At 38.0% G+C, this 22,929-nt stretch carries 22 protein-coding genes; 19 read left to right on the top strand and 3 right to left on the bottom strand.

The genetic code is table 11. The annotated features are described in order from the left end of the window. The first annotated feature begins 809 nt into the window (after nucleotides 1-809). On the top strand, nucleotides 810-1,274 hold the full coding sequence (locus A7985_RS11570) for a DUF2846 domain-containing protein (protein ID WP_065790626.1): 465 nt from the start codon (nucleotides 810-812) through the stop codon (nucleotides 1,272-1,274). 791 nt (nucleotides 1,275-2,065) lie between these two features. On the opposite strand, the gene A7985_RS11565 is transcribed toward A7985_RS11570, so the two are convergent. Further along, on the bottom strand, nucleotides 2,066-2,416 hold the full coding sequence (locus A7985_RS11565; protein WP_065790625.1) for a cupin domain-containing protein: 351 nt from the start codon (nucleotides 2,414-2,416) through the stop codon (nucleotides 2,066-2,068). 204 nt (nucleotides 2,417-2,620) lie between these two features. Between A7985_RS11565 and A7985_RS11560 the strand changes: the two genes are divergently transcribed. Continuing rightward, on the top strand, nucleotides 2,621-3,931 hold the full coding sequence (locus A7985_RS11560) for a cysteine hydrolase family protein (protein ID WP_065790624.1): 1,311 nt from the start codon (nucleotides 2,621-2,623) through the stop codon (nucleotides 3,929-3,931). A 288-nt stretch (nucleotides 3,932-4,219) separates the two neighbouring features. Here the strand turns inward: A7985_RS11560 and A7985_RS26250 are convergent, their stop codons facing one another. Next, nucleotides 4,220-4,399: a hypothetical protein gene (locus tag A7985_RS26250; RefSeq protein ID WP_141685337.1), complete on the bottom strand. Its 180-nt coding sequence runs from the start codon at nucleotides 4,397-4,399 to the stop codon at nucleotides 4,220-4,222. Between the two features lie 377 nt (nucleotides 4,400-4,776). Between A7985_RS26250 and A7985_RS11555 the strand changes: the two genes are divergently transcribed. Both A7985_RS11555 and A7985_RS11545 read left to right on the top strand, forming a co-directional pair. Continuing rightward, nucleotides 4,777-6,552 carry a S41 family peptidase gene (locus tag A7985_RS11555; protein WP_065790623.1) on the top strand — a complete coding sequence of 592 codons (1,776 nt, stop codon included), beginning with the start codon at nucleotides 4,777-4,779 and terminating at the stop codon, nucleotides 6,550-6,552. A 1,584-nt stretch (nucleotides 6,553-8,136) separates the two neighbouring features. Then, nucleotides 8,137-9,246 carry a hypothetical protein gene (locus A7985_RS11545; RefSeq protein ID WP_065790621.1) on the top strand — a complete coding sequence of 370 codons (1,110 nt, stop codon included), beginning with the start codon at nucleotides 8,137-8,139 and terminating at the stop codon, nucleotides 9,244-9,246. 272 nt (nucleotides 9,247-9,518) lie between these two features. Here the strand turns inward: A7985_RS11545 and A7985_RS11540 are convergent, their stop codons facing one another. Further along, complete coding sequence (locus A7985_RS11540) at nucleotides 9,519-10,532, bottom strand: sensor domain-containing diguanylate cyclase (RefSeq protein WP_081310530.1); 1,014 nt, start codon at nucleotides 10,530-10,532, stop codon at nucleotides 9,519-9,521. A 702-nt stretch (nucleotides 10,533-11,234) separates the two neighbouring features. Between A7985_RS11540 and A7985_RS11535 the strand changes: the two genes are divergently transcribed. The 15 genes from A7985_RS11535 to A7985_RS11480 all read left to right on the top strand — a co-directional run bounded on the left by A7985_RS11535 (nucleotide 11,235) and on the right by A7985_RS11480 (nucleotide 22,671). Then, nucleotides 11,235-11,786 (top strand): inclusion body family protein, encoded by a 552-nt coding sequence (locus A7985_RS11535; protein WP_065790619.1) that lies wholly within the window; start codon nucleotides 11,235-11,237, stop codon nucleotides 11,784-11,786. Nucleotides 11,787-12,166: 380 nt separating this feature from the next. Then, on the top strand, nucleotides 12,167-12,310 hold the full coding sequence (locus A7985_RS26490; RefSeq protein WP_176716734.1) for a hypothetical protein: 144 nt from the start codon (nucleotides 12,167-12,169) through the stop codon (nucleotides 12,308-12,310). Between the two features lie 592 nt (nucleotides 12,311-12,902). Further along, complete coding sequence (locus tag A7985_RS26485; protein WP_176716733.1) at nucleotides 12,903-13,055, top strand: hypothetical protein; 153 nt, start codon at nucleotides 12,903-12,905, stop codon at nucleotides 13,053-13,055. Continuing rightward, a complete protein-coding gene (locus tag A7985_RS11530; protein WP_141685336.1) occupies nucleotides 13,024-13,761 on the top strand; it encodes a hypothetical protein in 738 nt (245 codons plus the stop codon). The genes A7985_RS26485 and A7985_RS11530 overlap by 32 nt, the downstream gene beginning before the upstream one ends. 443 nt (nucleotides 13,762-14,204) lie before the next feature. After that, a complete protein-coding gene (locus A7985_RS26915; RefSeq protein ID WP_256096746.1) occupies nucleotides 14,205-14,339 on the top strand; it encodes a hypothetical protein in 135 nt (44 codons plus the stop codon). 191 nt (nucleotides 14,340-14,530) lie between these two features. Beyond that, entirely contained in the window at nucleotides 14,531-15,550 is a 1,020-nt protein-coding gene (locus A7985_RS11525; protein WP_065790617.1) for a hypothetical protein, read from the top strand. 3 nt (nucleotides 15,551-15,553) lie between these two features. Continuing rightward, nucleotides 15,554-16,270, top strand: a complete 717-nt coding sequence (locus tag A7985_RS11520; RefSeq protein ID WP_065790616.1) for a glycosyltransferase family A protein — start codon at nucleotides 15,554-15,556, stop codon at nucleotides 16,268-16,270. Continuing rightward, complete coding sequence (locus tag A7985_RS11515) at nucleotides 16,264-17,160, top strand: radical SAM/SPASM domain-containing protein (protein ID WP_065790615.1); 897 nt, start codon at nucleotides 16,264-16,266, stop codon at nucleotides 17,158-17,160. The genes A7985_RS11520 and A7985_RS11515 overlap by 7 nt, the downstream gene beginning before the upstream one ends. A gap of 11 nt (nucleotides 17,161-17,171) precedes the next feature. Continuing rightward, nucleotides 17,172-17,978, top strand: a complete 807-nt coding sequence (locus A7985_RS11510; RefSeq protein ID WP_065790614.1) for a glycosyltransferase family 2 protein — start codon at nucleotides 17,172-17,174, stop codon at nucleotides 17,976-17,978. A gap of 4 nt (nucleotides 17,979-17,982) precedes the next feature. Then, a complete protein-coding gene (locus A7985_RS11505) occupies nucleotides 17,983-18,900 on the top strand; it encodes a polysaccharide deacetylase family protein (RefSeq protein WP_065790613.1) in 918 nt (305 codons plus the stop codon). 2 nt (nucleotides 18,901-18,902) lie between these two features. Further along, complete coding sequence (locus tag A7985_RS11500; RefSeq protein ID WP_065790612.1) at nucleotides 18,903-19,667, top strand: hypothetical protein; 765 nt, start codon at nucleotides 18,903-18,905, stop codon at nucleotides 19,665-19,667. Next, nucleotides 19,631-20,179 carry a DUF6817 domain-containing protein gene (locus A7985_RS11495; RefSeq protein WP_065790611.1) on the top strand — a complete coding sequence of 183 codons (549 nt, stop codon included), beginning with the start codon at nucleotides 19,631-19,633 and terminating at the stop codon, nucleotides 20,177-20,179. Before A7985_RS11500 ends, A7985_RS11495 begins: the two co-directional genes overlap by 37 nt. A gap of 11 nt (nucleotides 20,180-20,190) precedes the next feature. Then, a complete protein-coding gene (locus A7985_RS11490) occupies nucleotides 20,191-20,658 on the top strand; it encodes a beta-lactamase hydrolase domain-containing protein (protein WP_065790610.1) in 468 nt (155 codons plus the stop codon). After that, nucleotides 20,655-22,238, top strand: a complete 1,584-nt coding sequence (locus A7985_RS11485; RefSeq protein ID WP_065790609.1) for a hypothetical protein — start codon at nucleotides 20,655-20,657, stop codon at nucleotides 22,236-22,238. Before A7985_RS11490 ends, A7985_RS11485 begins: the two co-directional genes overlap by 4 nt. After that, nucleotides 22,222-22,671: a hypothetical protein gene (locus tag A7985_RS11480; RefSeq protein WP_065790608.1), complete on the top strand. Its 450-nt coding sequence runs from the start codon at nucleotides 22,222-22,224 to the stop codon at nucleotides 22,669-22,671. Before A7985_RS11485 ends, A7985_RS11480 begins: the two co-directional genes overlap by 17 nt. Nucleotides 22,672-22,929 lie beyond the last annotated feature (258 nt).

Below are 22,929 nucleotides of genomic sequence, written 5' to 3'. Positions count from 1 at the left end.
ATATGTATAACGCTGGCAATGACTTGCATGGTACTGTATTTACGTGATTTTAAAACAAAAATAGCGGACTTTTATAGTGTCATTATTGTGCTTAGTATGATATATATTTGGAGTGGTTACTTTTTACCACAAACCGTTTTATGATGCAGGTGAGTATCCTCATTCTGGAGAGTTTGATGATATATGCCCTCTGGAAAATATACAATGCCACTTTTGGTTGAAGTGTTTTAAAGTTATAGCACTTAATAAAATCATTAAACGATGGATACAATAAAGCTGGTTTGTTCGCCTACGTTGCTAATTTTAACAAGCCATTGTGCAATGGTGAGCAAGGCCTGATATACTCATGATAAAGTCGACTTTCACTCTAGCCATTATATGAATACCTAATCTGTCATTTGTTGGTGACAGGCGCTTTGAATTAATCATTAAATTAACTCGTTTCACTTCACTTCAACTTACCGCGTAGTGCTCAAATCCACAGGTAACTATGATGTAAAATGTTGTACAGGCTACCTGAAATTAATAAACCAACATATTCATCTAAAACTCTAGGTTTGTTTCAAAAGGCTTACTTAGAAAAATGGTAATCAATACTGGTTATATGAGCCATGACTTTCTAGGAATAGAAGCCTTCTTCAATAAGAGAAAAGGGTTGTTTTACCCTGTAAAGAGTATTTTTGGGGGTTTTTATCTTTTTAACAAGCTGTTAAATAGGAAAGGTATAGTTGGCTTTTATACCTTTGTCACGTATTCTAGCCAACTATTTTAGCCCATTAATGAGGGCGTTATAATTTTATGGAGCATTAATGAAATACCTATATTGCCTTTTTCTGTTATTCTTAGCTGGCTGCGCTCAGCCCCCTAAAAATGCTTTGAATTATTCTGATGCTGAAGTTGGCTCACCGAATGAAAATAATGCAGTTTTGGTTTTATATCGTAAAACCGTCCCTCCTGTGATGTATTCAGTCACGAGCAAAGTAAATGGAAAAGAGTTTGCCACTCTCCCTAATAATGCTTTTTCTTGGACATATCTTCCTGCAGGGTCACACAAGATAGAAATAAAATGGCCATTCTTAGCATTAACACCGGGAAAAACAATTGATTTGGATGTTGATGCAGGAAAGTATTACTTTATAGAGTTTGGTGGGGAAACTAACGTTGCTGGTTTCGGGGCCGCCGCATACAACACTCATGATATAACACTGAGTAATTTCGAACAGGGTTTAGCAACAGTAAATAGCTGTTGTAAGTATATGCCCAGCAAATTGTAATAAATTTGTAAGCGCAGATAAACAATAGTTGGCTTTTTTCGTGATTCTCAAAATTAGCCAACTATTTTTCGTTATTTTCAACAGCATTTAAACTACGAGTTGTACTTGGATGACCTACGACATCATCATGGGGATTTACTTAAACGACGCGTTATATTACTGAAGGATTTTGAAATTCACTGATTCACTATTTGGAAGAAGAGCCAGTCGTTGGTTTTAAGAATGAGTTGCTTCCAAATATTCAAAGGCTCATCGAAAAGACTACTTTTCAGAATTAAGAAGCATGCTCTTGGAAATTGACGTCTTCTTTAAAGTGCGAAGTGGTTATGAAAGTAATGAATATTTGACCAATATAAAAACTCTTCCCGATTGGGTGGCCTTACGATAAATGGTAAGAAATATCCTAGCTAAATTGAGGTTGGATAAGACAGGTGCATCTCTGGCTTAACTAAAAGCAATACAGTCTGGCCAACCTGAGTAACGAATATGGGGTTTAATTGTCACCCAACCTAATAGCATTTGCAGCTGATATAGCTCTTTATACCGTATTAAAGAATCTCTTATAGTTACCAATGCGATGGCAATTATCAAGGAGAATGTCCTTCGCGTTTTCAATAGATATATTCATGATGATGGCTAAGAGTTTTCTCAAAATAACAAAGTGCCAATAGATAATGTTTACTTTTCTAGTTATAGCTAAAGGTATTGGCAGATAAAAGAAGTCACCCAAATTTCAATACAGGCCTGTAGTCGTGCTCTAAATTAAAATTTGGGTGTCAGGCAAGCACTGTCTACTTGAGGCTTGCTTGAATGATAAGCAACTCAATCTCGTTGCTCGATGTATTTACTAAACCATGTGTACCAAAAGGTTTGTTGACAATCATATCCCCTGAAGTGACTTTTCTCGCTTCACCTTCGATGGTCATGGTGCCTTCGCCTTTCAAAATGATGTACATTTCTTCATCATCTCCGTGAGCATGTTCCCCCATAGAGCTTCCTGGTGGCATAACAACACGAAGGGCAAAATCCCAAGCTCCGGTAAAGTCTTTGCGCCGAAAAGCGCGATAGATATCAATTGAACCCACACCACCATGGCTATTTTTGTCTGTTTCTTTATCACACTTGTAAAAGTTACGTATCATTTGTGCTGAACTCCTTTTTCTTGTTCTACATTGCACTACAACGCCAGCTTAAACCACATATAGCGCATACAGCCAGCCCAAAAAGCAAATTACGCACTTGATATATCCTCAATTGACTTTGTTAACAAAACGTTCAAATATCGATGGTTGTTCAAATTTTAATCGTGCGTTTACTGTGAAATAAGGATAATTAAAAGGTGATTTATGAAAAAGTCTCTATTGGTGATTTCATTGGCGTTTGGACTGTCGGCTTGTAACATTGATGACAGGCTACAATTTGCATCAGAAACAAAAAAGAGTGAACAGGTTCATTTGAGTGCCCAAAATACGGGATTACTCATTATTGATGCACAGCAAGGGTATGTGATGGACAGTGATGACTTTTGGGTCAAGGTGTTCTATCCAGAGTATCAAATACCAGCGCAAAATGTAGATCCTCAATTGCATGCCAGCATTGATCGTATTGCGCAATTGGCGCAAAAAGCCAATGATTTAAATATGCCAACAACCATTACTTACGAAGCGTTTAGCTCTGATCAAGGTCTTGATTATACGCCTTATATTACGCGTATTGCCCAAGCGCTCGATGAGAATACCCAACGCTTTTTCAAACAAACGTTTAATTCTACACTAGAAGCTGATATTCATGCTGCGATGACAGCTTGGTCTGATGCAGGGATCTCTCGAGTGGTCGTTGCGGGTGCTGAAACCGATGTATGCGTTATGCAAACTGTTTTAGGGCTCAAGAAGATGGGCTTTGATGTTTATTTGGCAAGTGATGCGACGTTTTCGACTGAAATCTACGAGCGGCCTACTTTCAAACGGTTACAGCAAGCAGGTGTAAAGTTGGCAAAGGCCAGTGAAATTATTGAATCGATGGAATCCAAAGACAGGCTAATCTACAGTCCGCGTTATGCGGTGGGCAAACGTGATGAGCTTTATCAAGGCGACCGTCACAAAATGGCGAAGATCAATTTTAATATGGATGATGCGAGCCTGGCTAATGCGGAACATGATAACAAACCAGCAACAGAGCCCAGGTTTACGTATTTAGGCTCAGAGCAGGAGTTTTTATTTGACTATATACCGAGCTTTCATGTGAATAAAAAAGGGAAGGCTTATACATCCAAATATCGTAAAAGTCCCAGTATGATTAGTTATAAAAATATCGACCCTGTGGTTGCTGATATAAAAGCAGCTGGAAAGACTCAAGCTGTTATATCGGGTGTGGTTTCTCAGTTTGGTTTGTATGACGCTGTCTATAAGCTAATTGAGGCGGGTATAACACCAATCATTTTAGAAGATGCATTATTGGGATCCGATGTAGACCCAATCCACTATTTAGATTACATCTATCAGTTGGGTGCAGTACCTAGTACGCAAAAATCAGCAGGTTATGAAATGTTTGTCGAAATACAGTTAGGTGACTTAACTGAAGAAGAGGTAGCAGCATACTATCAAATGATAGGGCTAAATGAAGTTGTGATCCCAGAAGTGTATCCGCGTTTACGCTAAGTCTTTAACATTTAGTTTCCGACTGAAAGCGGTATATGCTGTACATGCCGCTTTTATCTTAGTGAGTTAAACAGTCATACTTCATCATCGTAAACCCCGCATCTGTAGGTGTAAAAGTAATGGATCTAGCGGTTTGACAAGAAGGGTACCCACCCAAGATGCTATGCGCCTGATGATTCTAGTGACAGGGTACCCTGTTAACTTAATATCAACCCCTTACAACTTGATTAACTTTCATTGATCTGAGCTTTGTTTCGAGTGTTGATAGATAGAATAATAGTAGCCCGATTAACACCATCGACCCAGATAGCTTGGGTTGCAAGTATGCTGTGGTGCTCCCGGTGGACCGATGTGGCTGTGGCATGTCCAAGTATTCGCACCACCTGCTATTGCGGGTGTATTGTTGTCACCTATGACATGTCTATCTGACAATGATTTGAGCTTCTTACTACTTAGTTTTAGTTTCATTATTTTTTATCCTTAAGTTATTCCTATGTTTTGTCAGTACTCAATAAGCATCACCAATTGATGTGACTTTCCAGTATTGAATACAATATACAATGTATCGGCTTCGTTGATGTTGTGTCAATCTTTGTTTCCATAATTTAGGCAAGCATCCGCCAGATGCTAAGAGGTTATCCTCCTATAATTTATAAATTCATACTTCTGATAATGAGCTAGCACATTATGGCCTCGAGTTAAATTGGCGGTTAATTAAAGTAGCTTTAAAAATTATTTATAAATTTTTATTAAATTAATTTATACATAAAGTTAAAGAGGGTAATTGACGAGTGTAAAAAATGGAGGTTATTTTAAAATTAGATTATAAGTAAAAAGGAAATTTTATGAACAAGAAAGTAAAGGCTATACTTCCAGCGCTTCTTATCAATACGGCAGTCGTTAGTGCAAGTAACGATAAACTTGATGACTATCCACTCGATAGAATAGAAGCTTTTTCCAAGATATCTAATATTGTTGAGTACTACTATCCTAGCGATGCAGTTAAAAATACGGACTGGGAAGTATTCTTAAAATATGGTTCGCATTATATTAAAAATAACCCATCACAGAGCTTTTCATCGCAGCTTGAGCATTTATTTGGTGAAGTGGCTCCGCATGTTACATTTAATGATTATCTCACAGAACCAGAAAGGTTGACCAGCGATAGCGAAGTGGTGGGGTGGTTAAATTATGGTTACCCAGGAGAAGAACACCATCTCTATACTCGGTATATAAGTAATATAAACTATGGTCAGTTACATACGACGCCTTGGCTACCTCAACAACAAATATACTATACGCAGCTCAATGGGGTATACGTACGAATTCCCATGTTACTTACCGCAAATATGTCTGCTAAAGATGGTGTAGCATTTAAATCCCCTGATAATATTAGTATCCCTTACTCTCTTGAAAATCCATTTTTTTGCTTTAGTGCAATGAGTAAAGTTTGGGGAGTAATGGAACATTTTTATCAGTACTTTCATCATGTCCCTGTCGATTGGAAGTCTGAACTGAGGCCACTATTGAATGTATGTCTTACTCAGGATGGTCAAAAGATTGGTGATGTACTTAAATATTCACTCACTAAGTTACAAGATAATCACTTAATCATGTATTCGACGCATATCCCCAGTGAGTTTCATGGGCCAGACGTCAGCTTTGAAATGGTAGATGACAAGCCGATATTGGTATACAAAGGAGATAGTGTCGCTGGTCTAGAAATTGGTGATGAGCTCATCGCTGTTGATGGCCGAAGTATCGACACGCTAATCGAAGAAAAAATACCATACTCACTCGTATCAACTCATGTTGCTAAAAGTATTATATTGGGCTCGCAGATACTGAGTAAAGCCCAAGAAACAGATTCTGTGACTATCGACATTAAAAATAAAGATAATCAATTGTCTTCAATCCAACTGCCAACAGATAAATACATTTTTAATAGCTTTTACAACGGCGTCGACCGCTATATTCATGCTTCGCAGCCGACCTATCAGGTTTTAGAAAATAATATCCATTACATAAATTTAAGCAAAACAACTTATGAAGATATTCCCGGGTTAATAGAAAAGCTCAAGGGAGCCAGTGGCATTGTCGCTGACTTGCGATCTTACCCCGATGACTCGAGGGTTTGGGTACAATTTATAGATGCCATCCATGATGGGATAAGCGCAGGACCTGTATTTAATTTGCGTGTTTCCAATCACCCAGATTATGAGCAAAGGTATGTACAAAGTTATGACTTATCCATACGGGGATCGAAAAAAGTGCTCGACATGCCAGTAGTTGTGATGAGCAACAAATATAGTATAAGTCACAATGAGTTAACATTAGCCCATTTCCAAAATGCCAACGTACCTATTGTCGGTGAAGTAACAATGGGTATAAATGGTGACGTCACAAATCTATACTTTTCTGGCGGTGGCCCAAAGATGCTGCGGATCCGCTTTACAGGTGCTGAAGCTCGACAGGCTGATGGCAGCAAGTTAATTGGTGTTGGCGTACAACCAGATATTCAGGTGTCGCCGACACGAGAGGACATTATAAATAATGTCGATGCGGTCAAGCGAGCTGCGACACAATATGTGGAGTCACTGATTCAACAATCAGACCGCTAAAATGACGTTAACGGCCTTACTTGCTATCTCTGATAGCGAGTAAGGTTTTTTGCTTGTTTATCGAATTCTAAGCGAGACGATTTGACTTAATGTTCCTTTGTGTTGGGTGATTACTTTAAAGGAGTGACGCGAAATATAAAACCTTTGTCAAACGACATTACTTAGAGTCAGGTTTATCCTGCAATATTCTAAATATAGTGACTAAAATATGAAGATTTATTTCAAGAAATCCAATCAAAAAACTAGCTTTTGGCCCATAATGCACTTTATGGTAGGGGAGAGCGCTCTTTATTGCTAAAATGTCATGCCAATCTCAGTCGGTGAAACTAATTTATTGTAAATTTCTATATATATCAACTGGATATGGTTTGGGTTAGAGTTTCGCTAATGTATAAGTAATTGGCTTTTTCTAAGGGGATGATTTAAGGGCTAAAGTCCCTTTATTGATTTAGTGTTATTTCAGTAGGGAATAGGGTGAATGTTTTTATATAGGTTCATAATGCCTAGGTATAGTGACATGGTGAGCATCTAAAAATAGGGACTTTTTCGAACATGTTAAAAGCGAATTCACTCGCTCTACAGATAGCGCCCAGTTGTTAGTTTATAGACCCAATAGAGGTGACGATGAACACAGAGGGTGAGGACCTAGAAAGGTCGCTAGTAATAAGCAAAGCTACTGTTTTAGTGATTATATATTTTGTTATTTATTCGATTTCTAATTTTTTTGTTGATTTCTTCTATGGTGGTGTAAATTTCTTACTATTAATGTTGGTTGATCTGTTAATTTTGGCTTTTACTTACAAGGTTTTTTTGAGACCCGTTTTTTTTAAAAATATTCAGAGCTATATTCCATACTATTGGTTATTTATGGAGGCTGTGGTCAGGCATTTTACTATGCTTACTACTTAGAAGAAAATAAAGGTGTATCCACGACCGTTTGCACGATTCTTTTTTTCTCGTCTTACTTGGCTTTTACTTTTCTTTTCGAGGCAATGAAAAAGCATAACCCCTGAAGGGCAGGCAATAGAAACCTGCTCATATCATGTGCTGTATTCGCTTTTATCAATTTTGAATAATAAATAGATACAAAAACCATCACTCACAGGGTGGATAAATTATGTGGATCATCAGACTTTGAGAGAAAAGAATGCCCAGTTTACAAAATATGTATATATCTGGTTTCTTGGCAGGTATACAGTACAAGAGGCTATTGTCCATTTGTAGCATGTGATGAACTAAAAGTGATCCGTAGTGCACATAGGTTCGGGACTGCTTTAGCAAATAAAGCGCCTTGGTTTTCGACGCTGGTAGAAATAAATGACTCAATCTAAGGAAGAAAATCGGTGCAGGCTTTATATTATTTGGGGTGGCATTAGGGAGCCCCACTTTTTGCCTTAGTAAGGCTACACCATAAAGGTTTAAAGATAGAAAGGTGATAATAAATCACATAAAAGATCGTCTTCTGATGGTTTTGAGCTGCTCTGAGCTTCCGTGCGAATAAAGCGACGGGGGTTTATGGTGTTTTATTTTGTTACTATCCCGACAAAAGGTTAGATAGCGTCAATATATAAAAAAAAGAATGGAATGAAGTTAACCTCTTTTAAGATTGTGTGGGTCGGTTTGTTTTTTTTAGCCAGCAGTTCTGTGCTGGCTAAAACACTGCTGGATGAAGCGAATCAAAGTCTGGATTATTTGAGGCAACATACTATGTATGAGCTCGATGAAGGAGCTATTGATATCGTGAAGTCTGAAAAAGCAGTCAATACGCTAACTGAGCTGATGGAAACGTATCAATTGAGTGAAAAAGATCTGCTTTTGGCCAGAGCTGCGCGGGCACTTAGTATTAAAAAGATCAATTTTGTCCGGCTGCACTCAGGCGAAAAAGTAGATACCTGTCAAGCGGAGCAAGCAATCGAAGATCTTGACTTTGTTATTCGAAAAGACCCTGGCGGAGATACTAAAGGACTGATGTATACCGCAGGCCATATAGCAATTCATTTACTTAAGTACCCTGTTTTAGCATATAAATACTGGGAGAAATGTGCGTCTCTCGAGCATGCTGGCTGTATGAATATTATGGCTAGCCATCGGTTTACTGGTGAGAATGGGCTATCTATCGATATAAATGCATCAATTCTATGGCACAAACGCACTTACAATACGGGAACTAGTTATTTATGTTCAGGTGTCTTCTCCGCAAGTACACTGGCTGAAATGGCATATCACTTTCCTGAGGTGGCGACAGGCGCAACTTGGGAGCAGTGGCTGAGTAGACGAGACCAGTTAAACCAAAAAGTAGAAGACATAAAGCAAGAGAAGGGGTTATGTCACTTAGGGCTTAATTTTGCTATGTCCCATGTGCTATTTTTTGGGAAAGGCATTCAAAATAGTAAGTATATAGATTTAGCAATAGAGTCGGCTACCGATGAGAACCATAAGCAGGTTTTTCAATTATTGCGAAGCGCATCATATGACGTATCTGATGTTATCAAGTACATAGATTTAATTGATTACGAGCCTGACCAGTGTGGGGTGAGTTTGATCATGCTACTTCATGCAAAATACAGCGGAAATTATAAAGCTTCTAAACAATTGGAAAATTACTTAACCACTTTAAATAGAGAACACTGTGCTTGGCAGCATGCACTTATTCAAAACCTTAAAAATGAAGGGTTATGGGATAAGGAGCCCTAAAATTAACACCTACAAAAGCAGGGATAGCCTAGGTAATGATTGGTATTTGTAAACTCTGACTTAGGAGGTGTGTTGATTATCAAGTAAGGTAAAAGCTAAAAAAGATTTACCGATACTAACTAACGCACTCCAATATAGCTTAAAAAATGAGCTTATGCTTTGTTTTGTATAGTAAAATTCATAATATAAAAATCTGTATAGGATATTGACCCCTACTTCTTGCTTAAATTGAAAGAGAGTTCATGCGTTGAAAAGTGGCGGGAAACAGAGTTTCAGCTGTGTGCTTGCACGACAGTTGTCATGTTACGGCCATTCATCTTTGATTGATAAAGCGCTTGGTCTGCCCTGCAATACACACACTCAAGCGAATCATCTTCATCATGTACAGTAGTGACACCACAACTAATCGTGATATTAATGGTCTGATTGTTATATTCAACAGTCATTTGCTCAATGGTTTTACGGATCCGCTCTGCATGCTTGGAAATAGATGCGCCGCTGTCTCTAGCTAAAATGACAAACTCTTCTCCACCAATTCTAAAAAAGAGATCGGATTTTCTGATCACATTACTCACTGCACGGCTAAAATGGACCAACACTTGGTCGCCAGCATTATGACCGTAAATATCATTTATGCCTTTAAAATTATCTATATCTATCATGATCATAGAAAAGGATTGATGTTCATGCTTCCATTTAACAAACATCTCGTTTCCTACTGTAGTTAAGCTACGCCTATTGCTTGTTTCGGTTAATGGATCTGTTTCGGCACGCTTTTTTTGAACTGATATTTCCATTTGTGAGTGCAGGTAGTTTGCTAACCAATTTGCAATACATTCAAGCATGATTGCATCGCGAGGCTGGTATGCATTTTCGGCTAATCTACCAATGTTTAGTGTGCCAAAACAATTACCTAATTTTTGTAGCGGAGCATCAATACATGAGTGTATCCCACCTTCGCGCAATCGGATACAGTCTAAATCTTCAGATTCACTCATGTTATTTTGTATCTCAAGTTTTTGATTTTGGAAAACTCTGCCAACCATTGTTCCGTTGACTGGTAAGATTGTCTTTGCTTTGATGGCAGTGTTACCAAATAGAGCATAAACCTCTAATGTATTGTCAGGCCTATTTCCTAAGCAAACACTGGCACGATCAGATTCAATAATCTTAGGTAGCCAATAAGAGATTAGGTTTAAAGTTTCACTTAAATCCTGTGAGCGAGAGAGCGCATTCATAAACTCTATAGGGAGGCATATTGACTCATAACTTGGAGAAGCTGGCATACTCAACTACCACAGGATCGCTTTGGTGCTTTAATTATAGCTGAAAGACAAAAACCCTATGTATTTATGCAACGTTATTCCTGTCATTTGCAAAACATTTTAAATGGTAGAGCACGCCTGAAAGCTCCCTTATTAATCATTGTGTAGATTGTTTTTTTGACTAAAGCCAGCTTGGCTTTGGCTCTAGAAACACGCATTACTCAGCCAAACATCTTGCGCTTATTGAATAGCTGGTCGATCTGAATAAGTTAGCTACTACCAGCGAACTATCGAGGTTCACGCTCGAAACATTGTTATAATTAACAAATTAACAGCACTGATGAAAGACAGCTTTGAGTACCGGGTCAATTTTTTCAAAAAGATTAAGTATATGTTTTAAATATAAAATTTAGATTTTATAGCTGACTAAGACATTACTTTCTCATAAAGTGAATTCCCAAATATATTAACTAATAAACAAAATGGGTTTTTTATAATTTTTGTGATATTGATTACATGTAATAAATTGTAATAACTATTAGAGTGGATCGCGCTATTTTTTAGTATGAAATGATAAACGATAGTGCCAGGGCGGATTATTTTCCTGAATGTTGAGTATGTCGCTTTGTCATTTACAGCATGAGTGGTTTGTTGCCTTATATTATGGAGTTGGCGAGAACAGACTGCTTTTCTAATGGAATTAGTAATTTATCGAGAAATATCATGTCAAATTTAAACGCTTCAGCTGTTGATATAAATGTATTAATAGTAATCGATACAGAATATGTAAAAGCACATTACCCACACCCAAGCAAAGATCAGAACAACCCGACACCAATAAACCACAATAGTGAGTTTATGATAGCGAACGACCCAAGGGGCATTGTGAGTGGACAGGGCACTGCCGATCTTAATTTTAAAGCAAATGCTGGGGACAGTGTATCTTTTACTGGCACATCTATTTATGCCAATGCCGATGATGCAGTTATTGTGTATGGCATTAAGCAGTATAGTGGTGCTCAGGTCTTTAATAAGTTTGTTGCAAATAGCGTAAATAGAACCGAAGCCGCTGTACCAAATGTCGACTCTAGTAGTAATAACGGTCTGCCGGCTGCACATGTGAGCACTAACTTTATAACATTAGATTCTAAAGTAAGAAACTCTGGTACTGAGAATTTTCAGGTACAGTTTGCGTTATATACGCTAGATGCAGATGGACAAAGTCAATCTTTATTGGGCTATTATCAGTGGGACCCAACTATTACGGTGAGCTAGTTGGCTGATTTATAAAAACTTGTTTCTAGTATTATGCTTTCTAAAAGCTATGTACTAGGAACAAGTGACTTTTAGTAATGCCTATGAAGGATTTTTCGGTGATTAACCTGCAAGGATTAAGAACATATTGATGTCGTAAAGTGGCTTAAATTAATGGTTTTTACCTGTAATCGGGATTTAATTAAAATTAGAGTCTGGTATCGACTAGGTTTTGTTCTAGGTGAAAGTATTCAATCTTACCAAGAAAATAAATGGCAATAAAATCAATGGCTTTATAGGTTTTTTTATGAGGTTATGAATAATATAATATTTTTTGTTTCATTTGATTGTCTTTTGGTGTAATAATTAATTCGGCTTTTTAATATGAAAAGGAAATTAAAATGAAAATAAAACTTAAGTTAAAGAAAACGAAACTTAGAGAACTTCAAGCAAAAGATATTCTTTGCCAAGATCAGACCAAAAAAATAGGCGGTGGCTGGTCTAATTCAGGCTGTTTCCCAGAAGATCCGTGTAAGCCTTACTAATTTTTAAGGTAAGTTGAAGAGTGATTTATCACTCTTCAGATGCAATATACTATTAGTAAACTTTGAATTAATTTGGGTTAAGATATAAGTGTATAGGGCTTTAGGCATAAGCTTGCTTGAATGCTCTAACTAGTAAGAAAAATAAATCCTCTCTAAATGGCTGTTCGCTTACTCTAGTTGACGTAAAATTTTACGTTAAATTGTTGTTTTTACCTTCCTCTCAGTCGGTGTCATTTTTTATTAGCCAATAAAAATGCAATCCCTCGAAGTTAAGTGCAATAGAACCAGAGGGTATGACTCTCCCATGGTTTATGATGATTAAACAATATTAAAATTCATAGATGATTTTTTGGTCTCGATGGTGAGTGCCAAAAAATGAAAAATGAATTTTATAATATGGATGCTGGTTTATAAAAAAGTACAAATTAAATTTGTTTTTTAATGTGTATATTAAAAAACTCATACAATAGAAACTTTAGTGTCAGGTAATTTGTTGTAAGTAACTGTTATGGCCTATTTATCTTTTGTTTTTATGTTGTTAGCATTGTTTTAAGCATTTTCTTAAAAATAATTACTAAAAAGGATAATTAGTATGAAATTTAAACTAAATAAAACACTAAAAATAATTACTTTGATGCTTGGCGCTTCTACTTCATTTGCTTATGCGCAAAATGCAGAACCAATGTCATGTCATTGGCAAATCACGAACCAAAATGACCTTGGTACTTCGAAAGCAATATTGTAATAACCCTGTAGATGCAGCAGCTCCTGACATTTTAGTTGCAAACAGAGCATTCATTCCTAGCTATGGCATTTGTAATGTAAACAGACTAGACGGATATCGCACAGAGCTAAAAGGTAGTGTGCAAATAACTGGTTCAACATCAGCCTGCTATGGTCATTCAGTATCCTTTATACCGGCTCCTAAAACAAGAATCGTTGATGGAATTGAGGAGGCATTGATGGATTGTAACTGGGAGCAGAACCAAAATAACACCCATCAACTCATGTGCATTGATGTAGATAACCAACAAAAACCTGTGCACATTGCCACTAAGTTGCAGGCTAATAATTCGGCGTCTTGTATATTGCATTTTAACAAATTAGCGCTCAATCTTTTTGATGGTGGAGTTGCTGTAGTCAATGAACCATCATCGGATGCATGTGATGTAGATCCAGTTTACTTTAGGCCGTTTCCTGAAAGGCGCATAATTGATGGGGCTGAAGAAGTACTGCTTAAGTGTGAGTGGCGTGGAGACAGCAATACCTTAGAAGTAAAGCAATGCTTGGATGTTGGTACTAAAGGTAATGAAGTAGCAGTTGCATTCAGAATGAATGGCAAAGAAGAGTCCTTACTGCCTTCGGTAAACAGAATGCTGGAAAATGGGCAAGTTGTTGAAGCGAAAGAGCTTAAACCTTTTAGCCCTCCTCTATACTTCAGAGCAAACTAACGGGTTTTATAGGAGCCTCGTCATATCGTGTGATGGGGCTTACACAGATAAACGATGCCACTTTTCATGTCGCTTGGATAACATTTTTTCATTTATACCTGCTTTGGTACCTTCTCAAGAGATAGTTCGTTCGAGTTTTTCTTTTTTGCCAGTATGTTCGTTTTTTGAAGTCTGATTGTTTGAAGTGGCACTATTTCTTATCTATCTGATTTTATTATCTTATTTTTTACTTTATTAATATTACGGGTGAACATGAGAGATATAGAGTCACAGCATTTAAATGCAATTGATAATTAATGTCGATTGTGAAAGTGTTTATTTCTTTTACTTTTCTTTACCTCTGAGCTTTAACTGTTGCTAAATTTAAATTTGTGTTGACTGTGTATTTTGTTTTGTATAATTTTAAAGCTGATGTTAACAAATGCATGTACAAGGATATTGAAATGAAGCACAAGAAGAACCTTAAAGTTAAAAAAATCAACTTAGTTGAACTTAAAAAAGTCGTTGGTGGTGACGTTGCTAACCAAAACTACCGCGCTGCACGTGTCGATGCGTCAGAGTTTAACGCAATTCATTAATACACGTTATGAAGCATGGGGCTTAACTCGCTGTATTAAAGACTGGTTAAGCCTATTTAGACCCTCGTTTAGTCATGCAGTTTTCCGTTATCTATATAAATAAATACTCATAGAATATAATTTAGATAATCTTACTATCTATAGAAAATTTCTATTTATAGCTAAAGTCTAAATGATTTATGGACGATACAATGAAAGTTTATTTTTTTGTTACAGGTAATCTTGCGGCTGAGACATTGTTAATAGCAGCTGATGAACTTAAAAGTAAATTCCCTGAATTAGACATTGTGCTGTTGACGGACGGTATACTCCCTACTTTATCAAGCGACTTTATTTCATCTTCACTTAAAGAATATGATATTTCAAACGGTATTGGCCTGAAGGAAGGAGATATCGTCATCACCGGGATGATGTGGCCGGGCGATAAAGAGAGAGGAATCTTTAGAGAAGCAAAGGATGCCGGTGCTCAATCAGTTGTTTTGCTTCAGGATATTTCAGGAGATGCAAAAAAGTTCATGTTTCAAGGCATTTTGCACTTACCTGACCACATTTGTGTATCTGACTTACTCACATATGAAAACCTTTTAAATATAGGGATACCGAAAAGTAAAATTGTTTCTTTAGGGAGTTTATATTTAGATAGTTTATTTAAAGACTTTAATAAAGTAAATAAATGCAATCACAGTAAAAAAATAGGTTACTTAACTGTTCCAAATAAAAATGATTTCAAAAACTGGGGAAGCGATTATGGTTATGTTGAAACGGAAGTCGCAGAAGACTTGCTCCGCTTAAGTGAGCAATTAAATATGGACATGGTCATTAGAAAACACCCCAAAGAACACAGCTCAAGTAAGTATGACCATCTAGTCTCTAACTCAGTAAGTTGTGAGATAACTAGTCATACAGATGCGTCAATAATAGATTTTATATCTTCATGTGATGTGGTTGTAAGTACATACTCCACAACTTTAATCATTGCCCAAAAAATGGGTAAAAAAACGGTGTCGTACCAACCGACAGAGAATAAACCCTTTAGGTTTGAAGTATATGAGCGCTTAGGCATACCAGTTACAAGATCTAGAGATGAGTTATATGCATGTTTACTTGACTCTAGAACTGATGAAAGGGGTTGCCCACTTGATAGCGTTATATTTAATTATAATCATTCCAGTGAAAAATTTTCTTCCTTTATTGATACATTAAGGCCGTGACTCATGATTGACGTTATTATACCGGCCACAAATAAGAAAGAGGTTGAAAAAGTCATCAACCACCTTATCTCCTTGGGAGATTTTTTTGGGAAAATCATTATCGTTGATTTCGATAAATCCTCTCCTTCTATGAATTTCAAGCAAATTGAAGAACTTAATAATCACGTTGATCTTTCATATATCTTTGTTACTGAACAAGCGTATTTCAATAAGTCCATCGCGATCAATATAGGCTATGAACTTGTCGTGAATGAGTATGTGTTAATCTGTGACGCAGATGTATTATTAGATAAAGCATTTTTTGAAATTGCTTTTGATGTTTGGACAACGAATCAATTTATAGAGTGTGTATTCTCACCAGAGTTTGTTATTGAATCAGACAATGGCGAAGTAAGAAAGGGCCCTGGGATTTGCTTGTTAAAGTCTGCACACTTCAAAAAAGTAGCTGGCTACTCGAGCGACTACCTTGGATGGGGTATGGAAGATGTCGATTTCTTAAAGCGGCTTGAATATATCGACGTTGAGCCCCGTAAAATAGCTCATGCTATTCATTTGAGCCATTCTGATGAAGTAAGAACTAGAAATTACCACTGTGATTCTGTCTCTCAAATGAGATTGGAAAATCGACAGCTTTTCTCTCAAAAACATGAAAGCCATAATCTCTATGGCACTTTATTTGATGATTTTAAACATGTTTGTAGAGAGGTGTGTTTGTGTTAGCAGAAATAAGTGCCGATTTAGAAGCCAATAACTACGAAGAAATTAGAATCGAAAATACAAACCACTGTGGATACAAGTGCTTTTTTTGTCCTAGGGAAGAGCTTACTCGCGACCGTGGTTTTATGAGTATTGAGGATTTGGCGCTTGTATTGGACAGAGTAGGGAGATACACAGGGAGAGTAGATTTACATGGTTTTGGTGAGCCTTTGCTTGATAGAACTTTAGCGCAAAAAGCGAGCCTCATCAGACAGGTGTGGCCGGAGTCTCATTCTAGGATCATCTCTACTTTAGGTGTGCCATTAAAAGATAACACAATTGACGAAATTGTGATGAGTGGACTGGGTACCATTGAGGTCAGTTTTTATGGTGTTGATGCTGCTTCATACAAGGCATCTCATGGTGTTAATAAGTTTGAGCGAGTTAAAGAAAATATTGAACGCATTATGTCTCGCATTCACGCATTGGGGTCAACACTGGAGTTAGTGATCAGAGAATTTCCAACGCATGATGACATCACTCAGCCTGGCTATGTCGAAAGCAAAAAAGAACAACTTGCAATATGGCTTCAAGAACAGGGAGTTAAAGTATTCAGGCAAAATGTAATTCATAACTATGGCGGCGGTCGGTCTTATAACAAGCCCGAAACAAAAGGCGTGTGTTCAGTGGTTTGGGGATTTCGAAAACGAATTCTACAAGTCACTTGGGATCTGGACATCATTCCGTGTTGTTTTGATTCAAATTCATCCGTGATATTTGGAAATTTAAGAAGGCAGCCATTGTCAGAGGTATTTGCTAGTGAAAAATATACAAACTTTATAGAAGCACATAAGAAAAATGAAATTAGTCAGTATGACGTTTGTGTAAAGTGTGAGCGCTGTTTCAAACCATGATGAGATAAATTATGACAAACTTTAACGTAATTGAAGAACCAAAGGTATCTTGTTTATGTTTGACGAACAACAGGATAGATGATTTCAAAAATGCGTACGCCCACTATAAAAATCAAAACTACAAAAACAAAGAGTTTGTAGTGGTATGTAGTGATGACGACTTTCCAACCGTTGAATATGTAGAGGCGATCCAAGCAGAAGATACGAGTGTCAGAGCCTGCATAGTAAATAACAAAGATGAACTCACGTTAGGAGATCTAAGAAACTTATCAATTGAGCAAGCTCAGGGTGAATACATCTGCATTTGGGATGATGATGACACTTACCACCCTGATAGATTAAGTGTGAGCTTGTCAGAGTTACGGCGACTGAATGTCGCAGCGGTGGCGCTCAGTAACGTGATAATGTTTGATGAAAGTAATGGCAAAGCATACATCTCGCCTTATAGAGAGTGGGAGGGAACACTTTTTTGTTGTAGAAATTTTCTTAATGACAACGGAATAAGGTATCCGAGCTTAAATCGTGGAGAAGATACGCCGTTGCTTCAAGCGCTAGAACAGGATTTATCCTTAATGTTTTCCCCCCATCTATATATCTATAAAGTGCATAGTCATAACACCTGTTCAACCGAGCATTTTTCTCTGCTTATTTACCGTTCCGTCCCCCTTATGCCACATGAAAATTCGTGGATACAAAGCATCGTAAAGGGCAAGCACACTGAGAACAAAAATTTTAACTGGTTGACGGAAGTGGATTATAGATTTGCGCAAAGACGGCCTTATAAACAGGTCTTGGAAGCGCTGGCCATAGAGGTTTAATGCTATGAAAGCGAAAGCTTTACTCGGCACGTGGATCGGGTTGCTTTTTTGTGTTTTTGCAGAAAGTAAAGAAATAGCACTCACCTTTGATGATGCGCCCTTACCGGGTAGCAGTTTGATGAGCGGTGAAGAAAAAACACACCGAATCATTCAGGGGTTACAAGGGCAACAAGTGGATGACGCCTTGTTTTTTGTCACCACTGGAAATATTCAAGATGAGCAAGGTGCGCAGAGAATAAAAGCATATACCCGAGCTGGTTTCCATTTGGGACATCACAGTCACCGACACATGTCCCTTAATAAGTCTAGCAGCAGTGACTATTTGCAAGATTTTGATCAATCTCATTCGATTCTTCAAGGTTATAACAATGTTTTAAAACTACATCGCTTCCCGTTTTTGCATTACGGAGAAACAAAAGAAAAAAGGGATCAAATTAAAATAGGGTTAGAGGAATATGAGTATCAGATTGGCTACGTCACAGTGGATAATTTTGACTGGTATCTCAATAGCAAATTATTGGAAGCGGTCAACAACAAGCAAACAATTAATTATGACAATCTTAAAAAGGTTTATGTCGACACCATTTGGCGTTCAATTGAGTTTTATGATCAGATTGCAACTCAATATCTTAAAAAAGAGGTGAAGCACGTTTTATTGCTCCATGAAAACGAACTTGCGGCATTATTCATTGGCGACTTGGTGGCACATATAAAAAGTAAAGGCTGGAAAATTATTTCACCTAGTAAGGCGTTCACGGATCCGGTTCTTGCAAAGTATCACACTTCTTTGAACTTCAACAAGCAAGGTCGAGTAGCTGCGCTGGCACACTTTGAAGGTGCCGAAAAAGCGTTATTACGATCTGAAATGGAAAATACACAGTATTTAGATGACTTGCTTAAAAGAAATGATGTGTTTAAGTGACAATGGAAAATAGCGCTAGAGTATATCTCATAGGTTTTGATTTAAGTGGTGGGCTTGGGCTGCACCGATATTTTATAGCCAATGGATATTGCAGTACGTTCGGTGATGAAGATGGGTTTTCTACGACGGCTTTAAATAATCTCCAGAATGGCTTGCCCCTTGTAACTGGCTTTGAATCTTGTCAATTCTTTACGCAAATTCAGCACGAGAATGAGCGCGGGCAGTTTATTTATACGCATGAGCAGATTTTTGAGGAATTAGTTGAAGAAGAGCCCCATGCTTTGTTTATTTTCAATTACCTACCTATAGATGAATGGGTAGAGCAAAGAAAAAATTGTTATGGTTATTTACCTAAATCCATGCAGTCACTTCACTTAGATGAAGAAAAAGTAATCGAATATTGGCGCAAATTTTACCTTACCTATTATGACAAAGTGGTGAGCCGACTCGGCGATAAGGAAAATTACTTTGCCTATAACCATGCAAGTAACAGTGTGCATGAATTGACTCGTTTTTTAGCTCGATATGGTGTTGTTTTAAACGAAGCGAAGTTTGAGCCCATTGCTGAAATTAGAGGTAGCACAGAACCACGTTTTCACATTCAAAATATCCGTGAAGCAGCGCTGTACTTTCGCTATCACCGTTTTGATATAGATACTGCCATAAAATTACTGCAAGAGGCTGAAAAGCACCAACCGTGTAGATACTACTTTAAAGATGAACTTAAAAAATGGAAATTAGAAAAGACAACTTGGAAGAGCGAGTAGCGCAACTACAAAGCTTAGGCTCAGAAATTGAACACATTAACGGTACTTTGACTAAACACTTGCTTGGTACTTATCACTTATTGAAAAGTTGGGCGCTACGTGAAGAATTATGTTTAGCAGGGCTTTTTCATGCTGTATACGGCTCGGATCCGACGCGCTCTAAATTATTAGGTGTAGAAAAAAGGTCTGAAGTCGCGAATATGATAGGTACACGCGCAGAAAAGCTCGTATATCTATTTTGTTCTTGCGATAAACCAAGAGTACTACCGCAAATTGGCACAGTGTCAGCCATCGTCTTTTTTGACCGCTTTACTGGTAAAAGTTCGCCTTTTCCAGCTGAGTTACTCAATGATTTTTGTGAGTTAACTATTGCAAATGACTTAGACGTGGCGAGAAATAAAACTGTTGAAATGTATCACGACGATATTCTCACTATGTTTGAAAATATGTATCCATTAGTAAGTGAAAATACCCAGATGGAGTTAGACAATCTTTTCATCCGTTTTCGGTGAAGGGGTAGGTTTTGAAAAGTAACTTACAAAACCTTATGGGATCGGACTTACCCGTCGGATTTTTCCAAGTGATACACGATAAGTTGATTGTCGGAGCGCAACCATCTGAACGAGATTTGTTCATGTTGAAGTCCTATGGAATCAGCTTAGTTGTAAATTGTATTCCTGAATACGAGCAAACGTGTGATGAACAAGCCTTAGTATCACGATTAGGCATGGAATATATGTGCGTTGGTTTTGACCGCGCTTCTGGTATCACCATTGCGAATGCAGAAGCATTAATGGCAACTTTGCAGTCTTGTGCAAATCAGTCCACTTTTGTGCACTGTCAAACCGGAAATCGCATTGGTATTTTAGTCGCGATATACCACTACTTTTTGCTTGGAAAGCCAGAGAAAGAAGCCATTTCAGAAGGACGGCTGTGGGGAATGCGAGATACGGCAGCATTTATGAACATTGTTGAGGAAAGTCGCCAATGAGCAACTTTATTAAAGTTGAAGGTGTTGTTTTAAGTCATGTTGAGTTACCAGAGAGTTTCGTTATATATAAAAATAAATCACTGGCTGAATTAGACTTTTCTGAGCCTGAATTTGAGCGCTATGGTGGTCGCAGCATTAGCAATCACGGTGGTGGCGCAAGGGCTGCGAATTACGGTGACTACCAAGTAAAAGGCGTTGGGCTGACGCCGCTTGCTGGAGAAATGGAGGGAAGCAACTACAATCACGGGACTGTGCCTTTGAGTGAAGCTTTGGTTGAAGCCGTTTACTCTGAAGTGCTCAAAAATGTATTGCCAGTTGGTGTTGCTGACTTTCATGGTGTGATTTGCACAGGCGCTAAAACCGCTTTTGAGTTTGATGAAACGAGAGAAGGACAGCTGGAGAAAACCCACGGGGCGTTATTTATCAGAGAAAAGAGCGTGCGCCCAGCCCATTATTTGAGAGCGACGACTTTCAAAGTCAAACCTGAATACGCGCAAGTGTTAGAGTCTGATTTACAGCGTATTAGACATGTAATTAAATCGCTTGCAGACGACTGTGGATCTGCTGAAGGGTTTCTCGAGATTGTAGCTGGATTTTTGCAAGGATGTGCTGAGCAGTTTGGTTTTGCACGTGTAGCTGGGATTACCCATGGCGCAATGACACCTTCTAACATCTTAATGGATGGTCGTTGGATAGATTTAGTGACGCCAACATTTGTTGATAGAGGCAGAAATTATCGCGTCGCGAATTTAACCTTTTATCAGGAGCCATCCATTGCACTCGAAGTCTCACAAGAGCTATGTGATACCTACGCTAAATTTAACCACGTTACTTTCGATACGTCCATTTTGCATGACTACTATACCTCTTCCCTCGATATGAGTGTTGATTATCATTTACCATATATTTTGGGGCTAGATAGGGAAGCGATTGAGTCTGTAGAGCTGAGTGACGAAGCTTATGAGCTATTGTTCAAATTCAAAAAAGCACTCAATAAAGAAAGCCGAGTTTACTTTACTGGCAGTTTAGGAAATGAAAGTTCGCATACCTTTAAAACACCTTTGGCATCGATTATTCGTACGGCACTTCAGAATGAAAGCTCTACCGAATGCGCGCTTTACAAATCGGCGTATGCCCAATTTGCACACAATAAGTGTGTCACATTTAAAGGGTTTGTATTGATTTGCTTTATTAAAGCAATGAAACGGGATTTATTGACGGCGCTCTATTTTAGAACTCACGTTGAAAACAATGTGGCGTGTGTACTTGAAGATGTTGCCGCTGAACCAGTTCAAAATTTAATTGACGCTTACAACCAAAGCGCAATGTGGGTGTTTGATGATGAATTCGGTACCAAAGAGGTGATTTACCAAAGTGCATGTGCGTCCTTTTGTATCATTTTTGACGGCGTTTCATTAAAGGTAAGGACGGTGGGTGAAGGAAAGTATGGCTCTGACCATTTATTGGATGGAGCAGGGATAACATGTCCTTTTTTCAATGCGCATCGGGATATATTTTTACGCTATTTTAATGTTGTCAATACGCTAAGTGAGGGGGTGTTATATGAACAGCACACTTGATAAAAACACGATTTTGGCCGACATCATGCGTTTTAGAGCCGGGTTAAACCTAGAGACAAGCATCGACGATTTTCGTTTAATAGACTATTCGATAGAAAGAGCAAAAATATATGTAATGCGGGATAAAACAACGCACTTTGTTCAAGCGTATGTGATTTGGGCTGACGTGATAGAAGAGACCTGGACTCGCTATCTACGTCATGGTATCACCCCGATTTATGGTTATGAGTGGGATGAAGGTGACATTGGTATGGTGCTCGACGTCGTTGTCAACCCAAGCTATCGTCTTAATACTCTGCGAAAAATACCTGAGCAGTTCTTTAACTCTAGATATGTGTACAAGCGAAAATCTAACTCTTATGAATTTGGAAAAGCACTTAGAAAACTTGCTGCGATAAAATGCATCTCAGAAACTAAGTTAATCGCCCTGTAGTTGATCACTGTCAGGTAACTTTTTGACTAAATGCAAATCAATGGGGTCAGAGTCGTTGATACGCGCTTTTCACGCTTTAAAATCCCTCAACTCGACGGTCAATCGTCCGCCGTTAACAAGATATGACCATCTGTTGAAAATGGTATTAGCGTGCACCGCTATATTGGTTATGCCCTGTTGTTAAAAAACCAATGGGGTCAGAGTCGTTGATACGCGCTTTTCACGCTTTAAAATCCCTCAACTCGACGGTCAATCGTG

Origin of the sequence: Pseudoalteromonas luteoviolacea, assembly GCF_001696455.1 — a bacterium.
GTDB lineage: Bacteria > Pseudomonadota > Gammaproteobacteria > Enterobacterales > Alteromonadaceae > Pseudoalteromonas > Pseudoalteromonas luteoviolacea_C.
The sequence above is the reverse complement of the archived record's forward strand: the minus strand, read 5'-3'. Positions and strand labels throughout refer to the sequence as shown.

What these genes read in the sequence shown, in the direction of transcription:
- A7985_RS11570 (WP_065790626.1), top strand. Translation starts at nt 810, where the DNA reads ATGAAATACCTATATTGCCTTTTTCTGTTATTCTTAGCTGGCTGCGCT.
- A7985_RS11565 (WP_065790625.1), bottom strand. Translation starts at nt 2,416, where the DNA reads ATGATACGTAACTTTTACAAGTGTGATAAAGAAACAGACAAAAATAGC.
- A7985_RS11560 (WP_065790624.1), top strand. Translation starts at nt 2,621, where the DNA reads ATGAAAAAGTCTCTATTGGTGATTTCATTGGCGTTTGGACTGTCGGCT.
- A7985_RS26250 (WP_141685337.1), bottom strand. Translation starts at nt 4,399, where the DNA reads ATGAAACTAAAACTAAGTAGTAAGAAGCTCAAATCATTGTCAGATAGA.
- A7985_RS11555 (WP_065790623.1), top strand. Translation starts at nt 4,777, where the DNA reads ATGAACAAGAAAGTAAAGGCTATACTTCCAGCGCTTCTTATCAATACG.
- A7985_RS11545 (WP_065790621.1), top strand. Translation starts at nt 8,137, where the DNA reads ATGAAGTTAACCTCTTTTAAGATTGTGTGGGTCGGTTTGTTTTTTTTA.
- A7985_RS11540 (WP_081310530.1), bottom strand. Translation starts at nt 10,532, where the DNA reads ATGCCAGCTTCTCCAAGTTATGAGTCAATATGCCTCCCTATAGAGTTT.
- A7985_RS11535 (WP_065790619.1), top strand. Translation starts at nt 11,235, where the DNA reads ATGTCAAATTTAAACGCTTCAGCTGTTGATATAAATGTATTAATAGTA.
- A7985_RS26490 (WP_176716734.1), top strand. Translation starts at nt 12,167, where the DNA reads ATGAAAATAAAACTTAAGTTAAAGAAAACGAAACTTAGAGAACTTCAA.
- A7985_RS26485 (WP_176716733.1), top strand. Translation starts at nt 12,903, where the DNA reads ATGAAATTTAAACTAAATAAAACACTAAAAATAATTACTTTGATGCTT.
- A7985_RS11530 (WP_141685336.1), top strand. Translation starts at nt 13,024, where the DNA reads ATGACCTTGGTACTTCGAAAGCAATATTGTAATAACCCTGTAGATGCA.
- A7985_RS26915 (WP_256096746.1), top strand. Translation starts at nt 14,205, where the DNA reads ATGAAGCACAAGAAGAACCTTAAAGTTAAAAAAATCAACTTAGTTGAA.
- A7985_RS11525 (WP_065790617.1), top strand. Translation starts at nt 14,531, where the DNA reads ATGAAAGTTTATTTTTTTGTTACAGGTAATCTTGCGGCTGAGACATTG.
- A7985_RS11520 (WP_065790616.1), top strand. Translation starts at nt 15,554, where the DNA reads ATGATTGACGTTATTATACCGGCCACAAATAAGAAAGAGGTTGAAAAA.
- A7985_RS11510 (WP_065790614.1), top strand. Translation starts at nt 17,172, where the DNA reads ATGACAAACTTTAACGTAATTGAAGAACCAAAGGTATCTTGTTTATGT.
- A7985_RS11505 (WP_065790613.1), top strand. Translation starts at nt 17,983, where the DNA reads ATGAAAGCGAAAGCTTTACTCGGCACGTGGATCGGGTTGCTTTTTTGT.
- A7985_RS11500 (WP_065790612.1), top strand. Translation starts at nt 18,903, where the DNA reads ATGGAAAATAGCGCTAGAGTATATCTCATAGGTTTTGATTTAAGTGGT.
- A7985_RS11495 (WP_065790611.1), top strand. Translation starts at nt 19,631, where the DNA reads ATGGAAATTAGAAAAGACAACTTGGAAGAGCGAGTAGCGCAACTACAA.
- A7985_RS11485 (WP_065790609.1), top strand. Translation starts at nt 20,655, where the DNA reads ATGAGCAACTTTATTAAAGTTGAAGGTGTTGTTTTAAGTCATGTTGAG.
- A7985_RS11480 (WP_065790608.1), top strand. Translation starts at nt 22,222, where the DNA reads ATGAACAGCACACTTGATAAAAACACGATTTTGGCCGACATCATGCGT.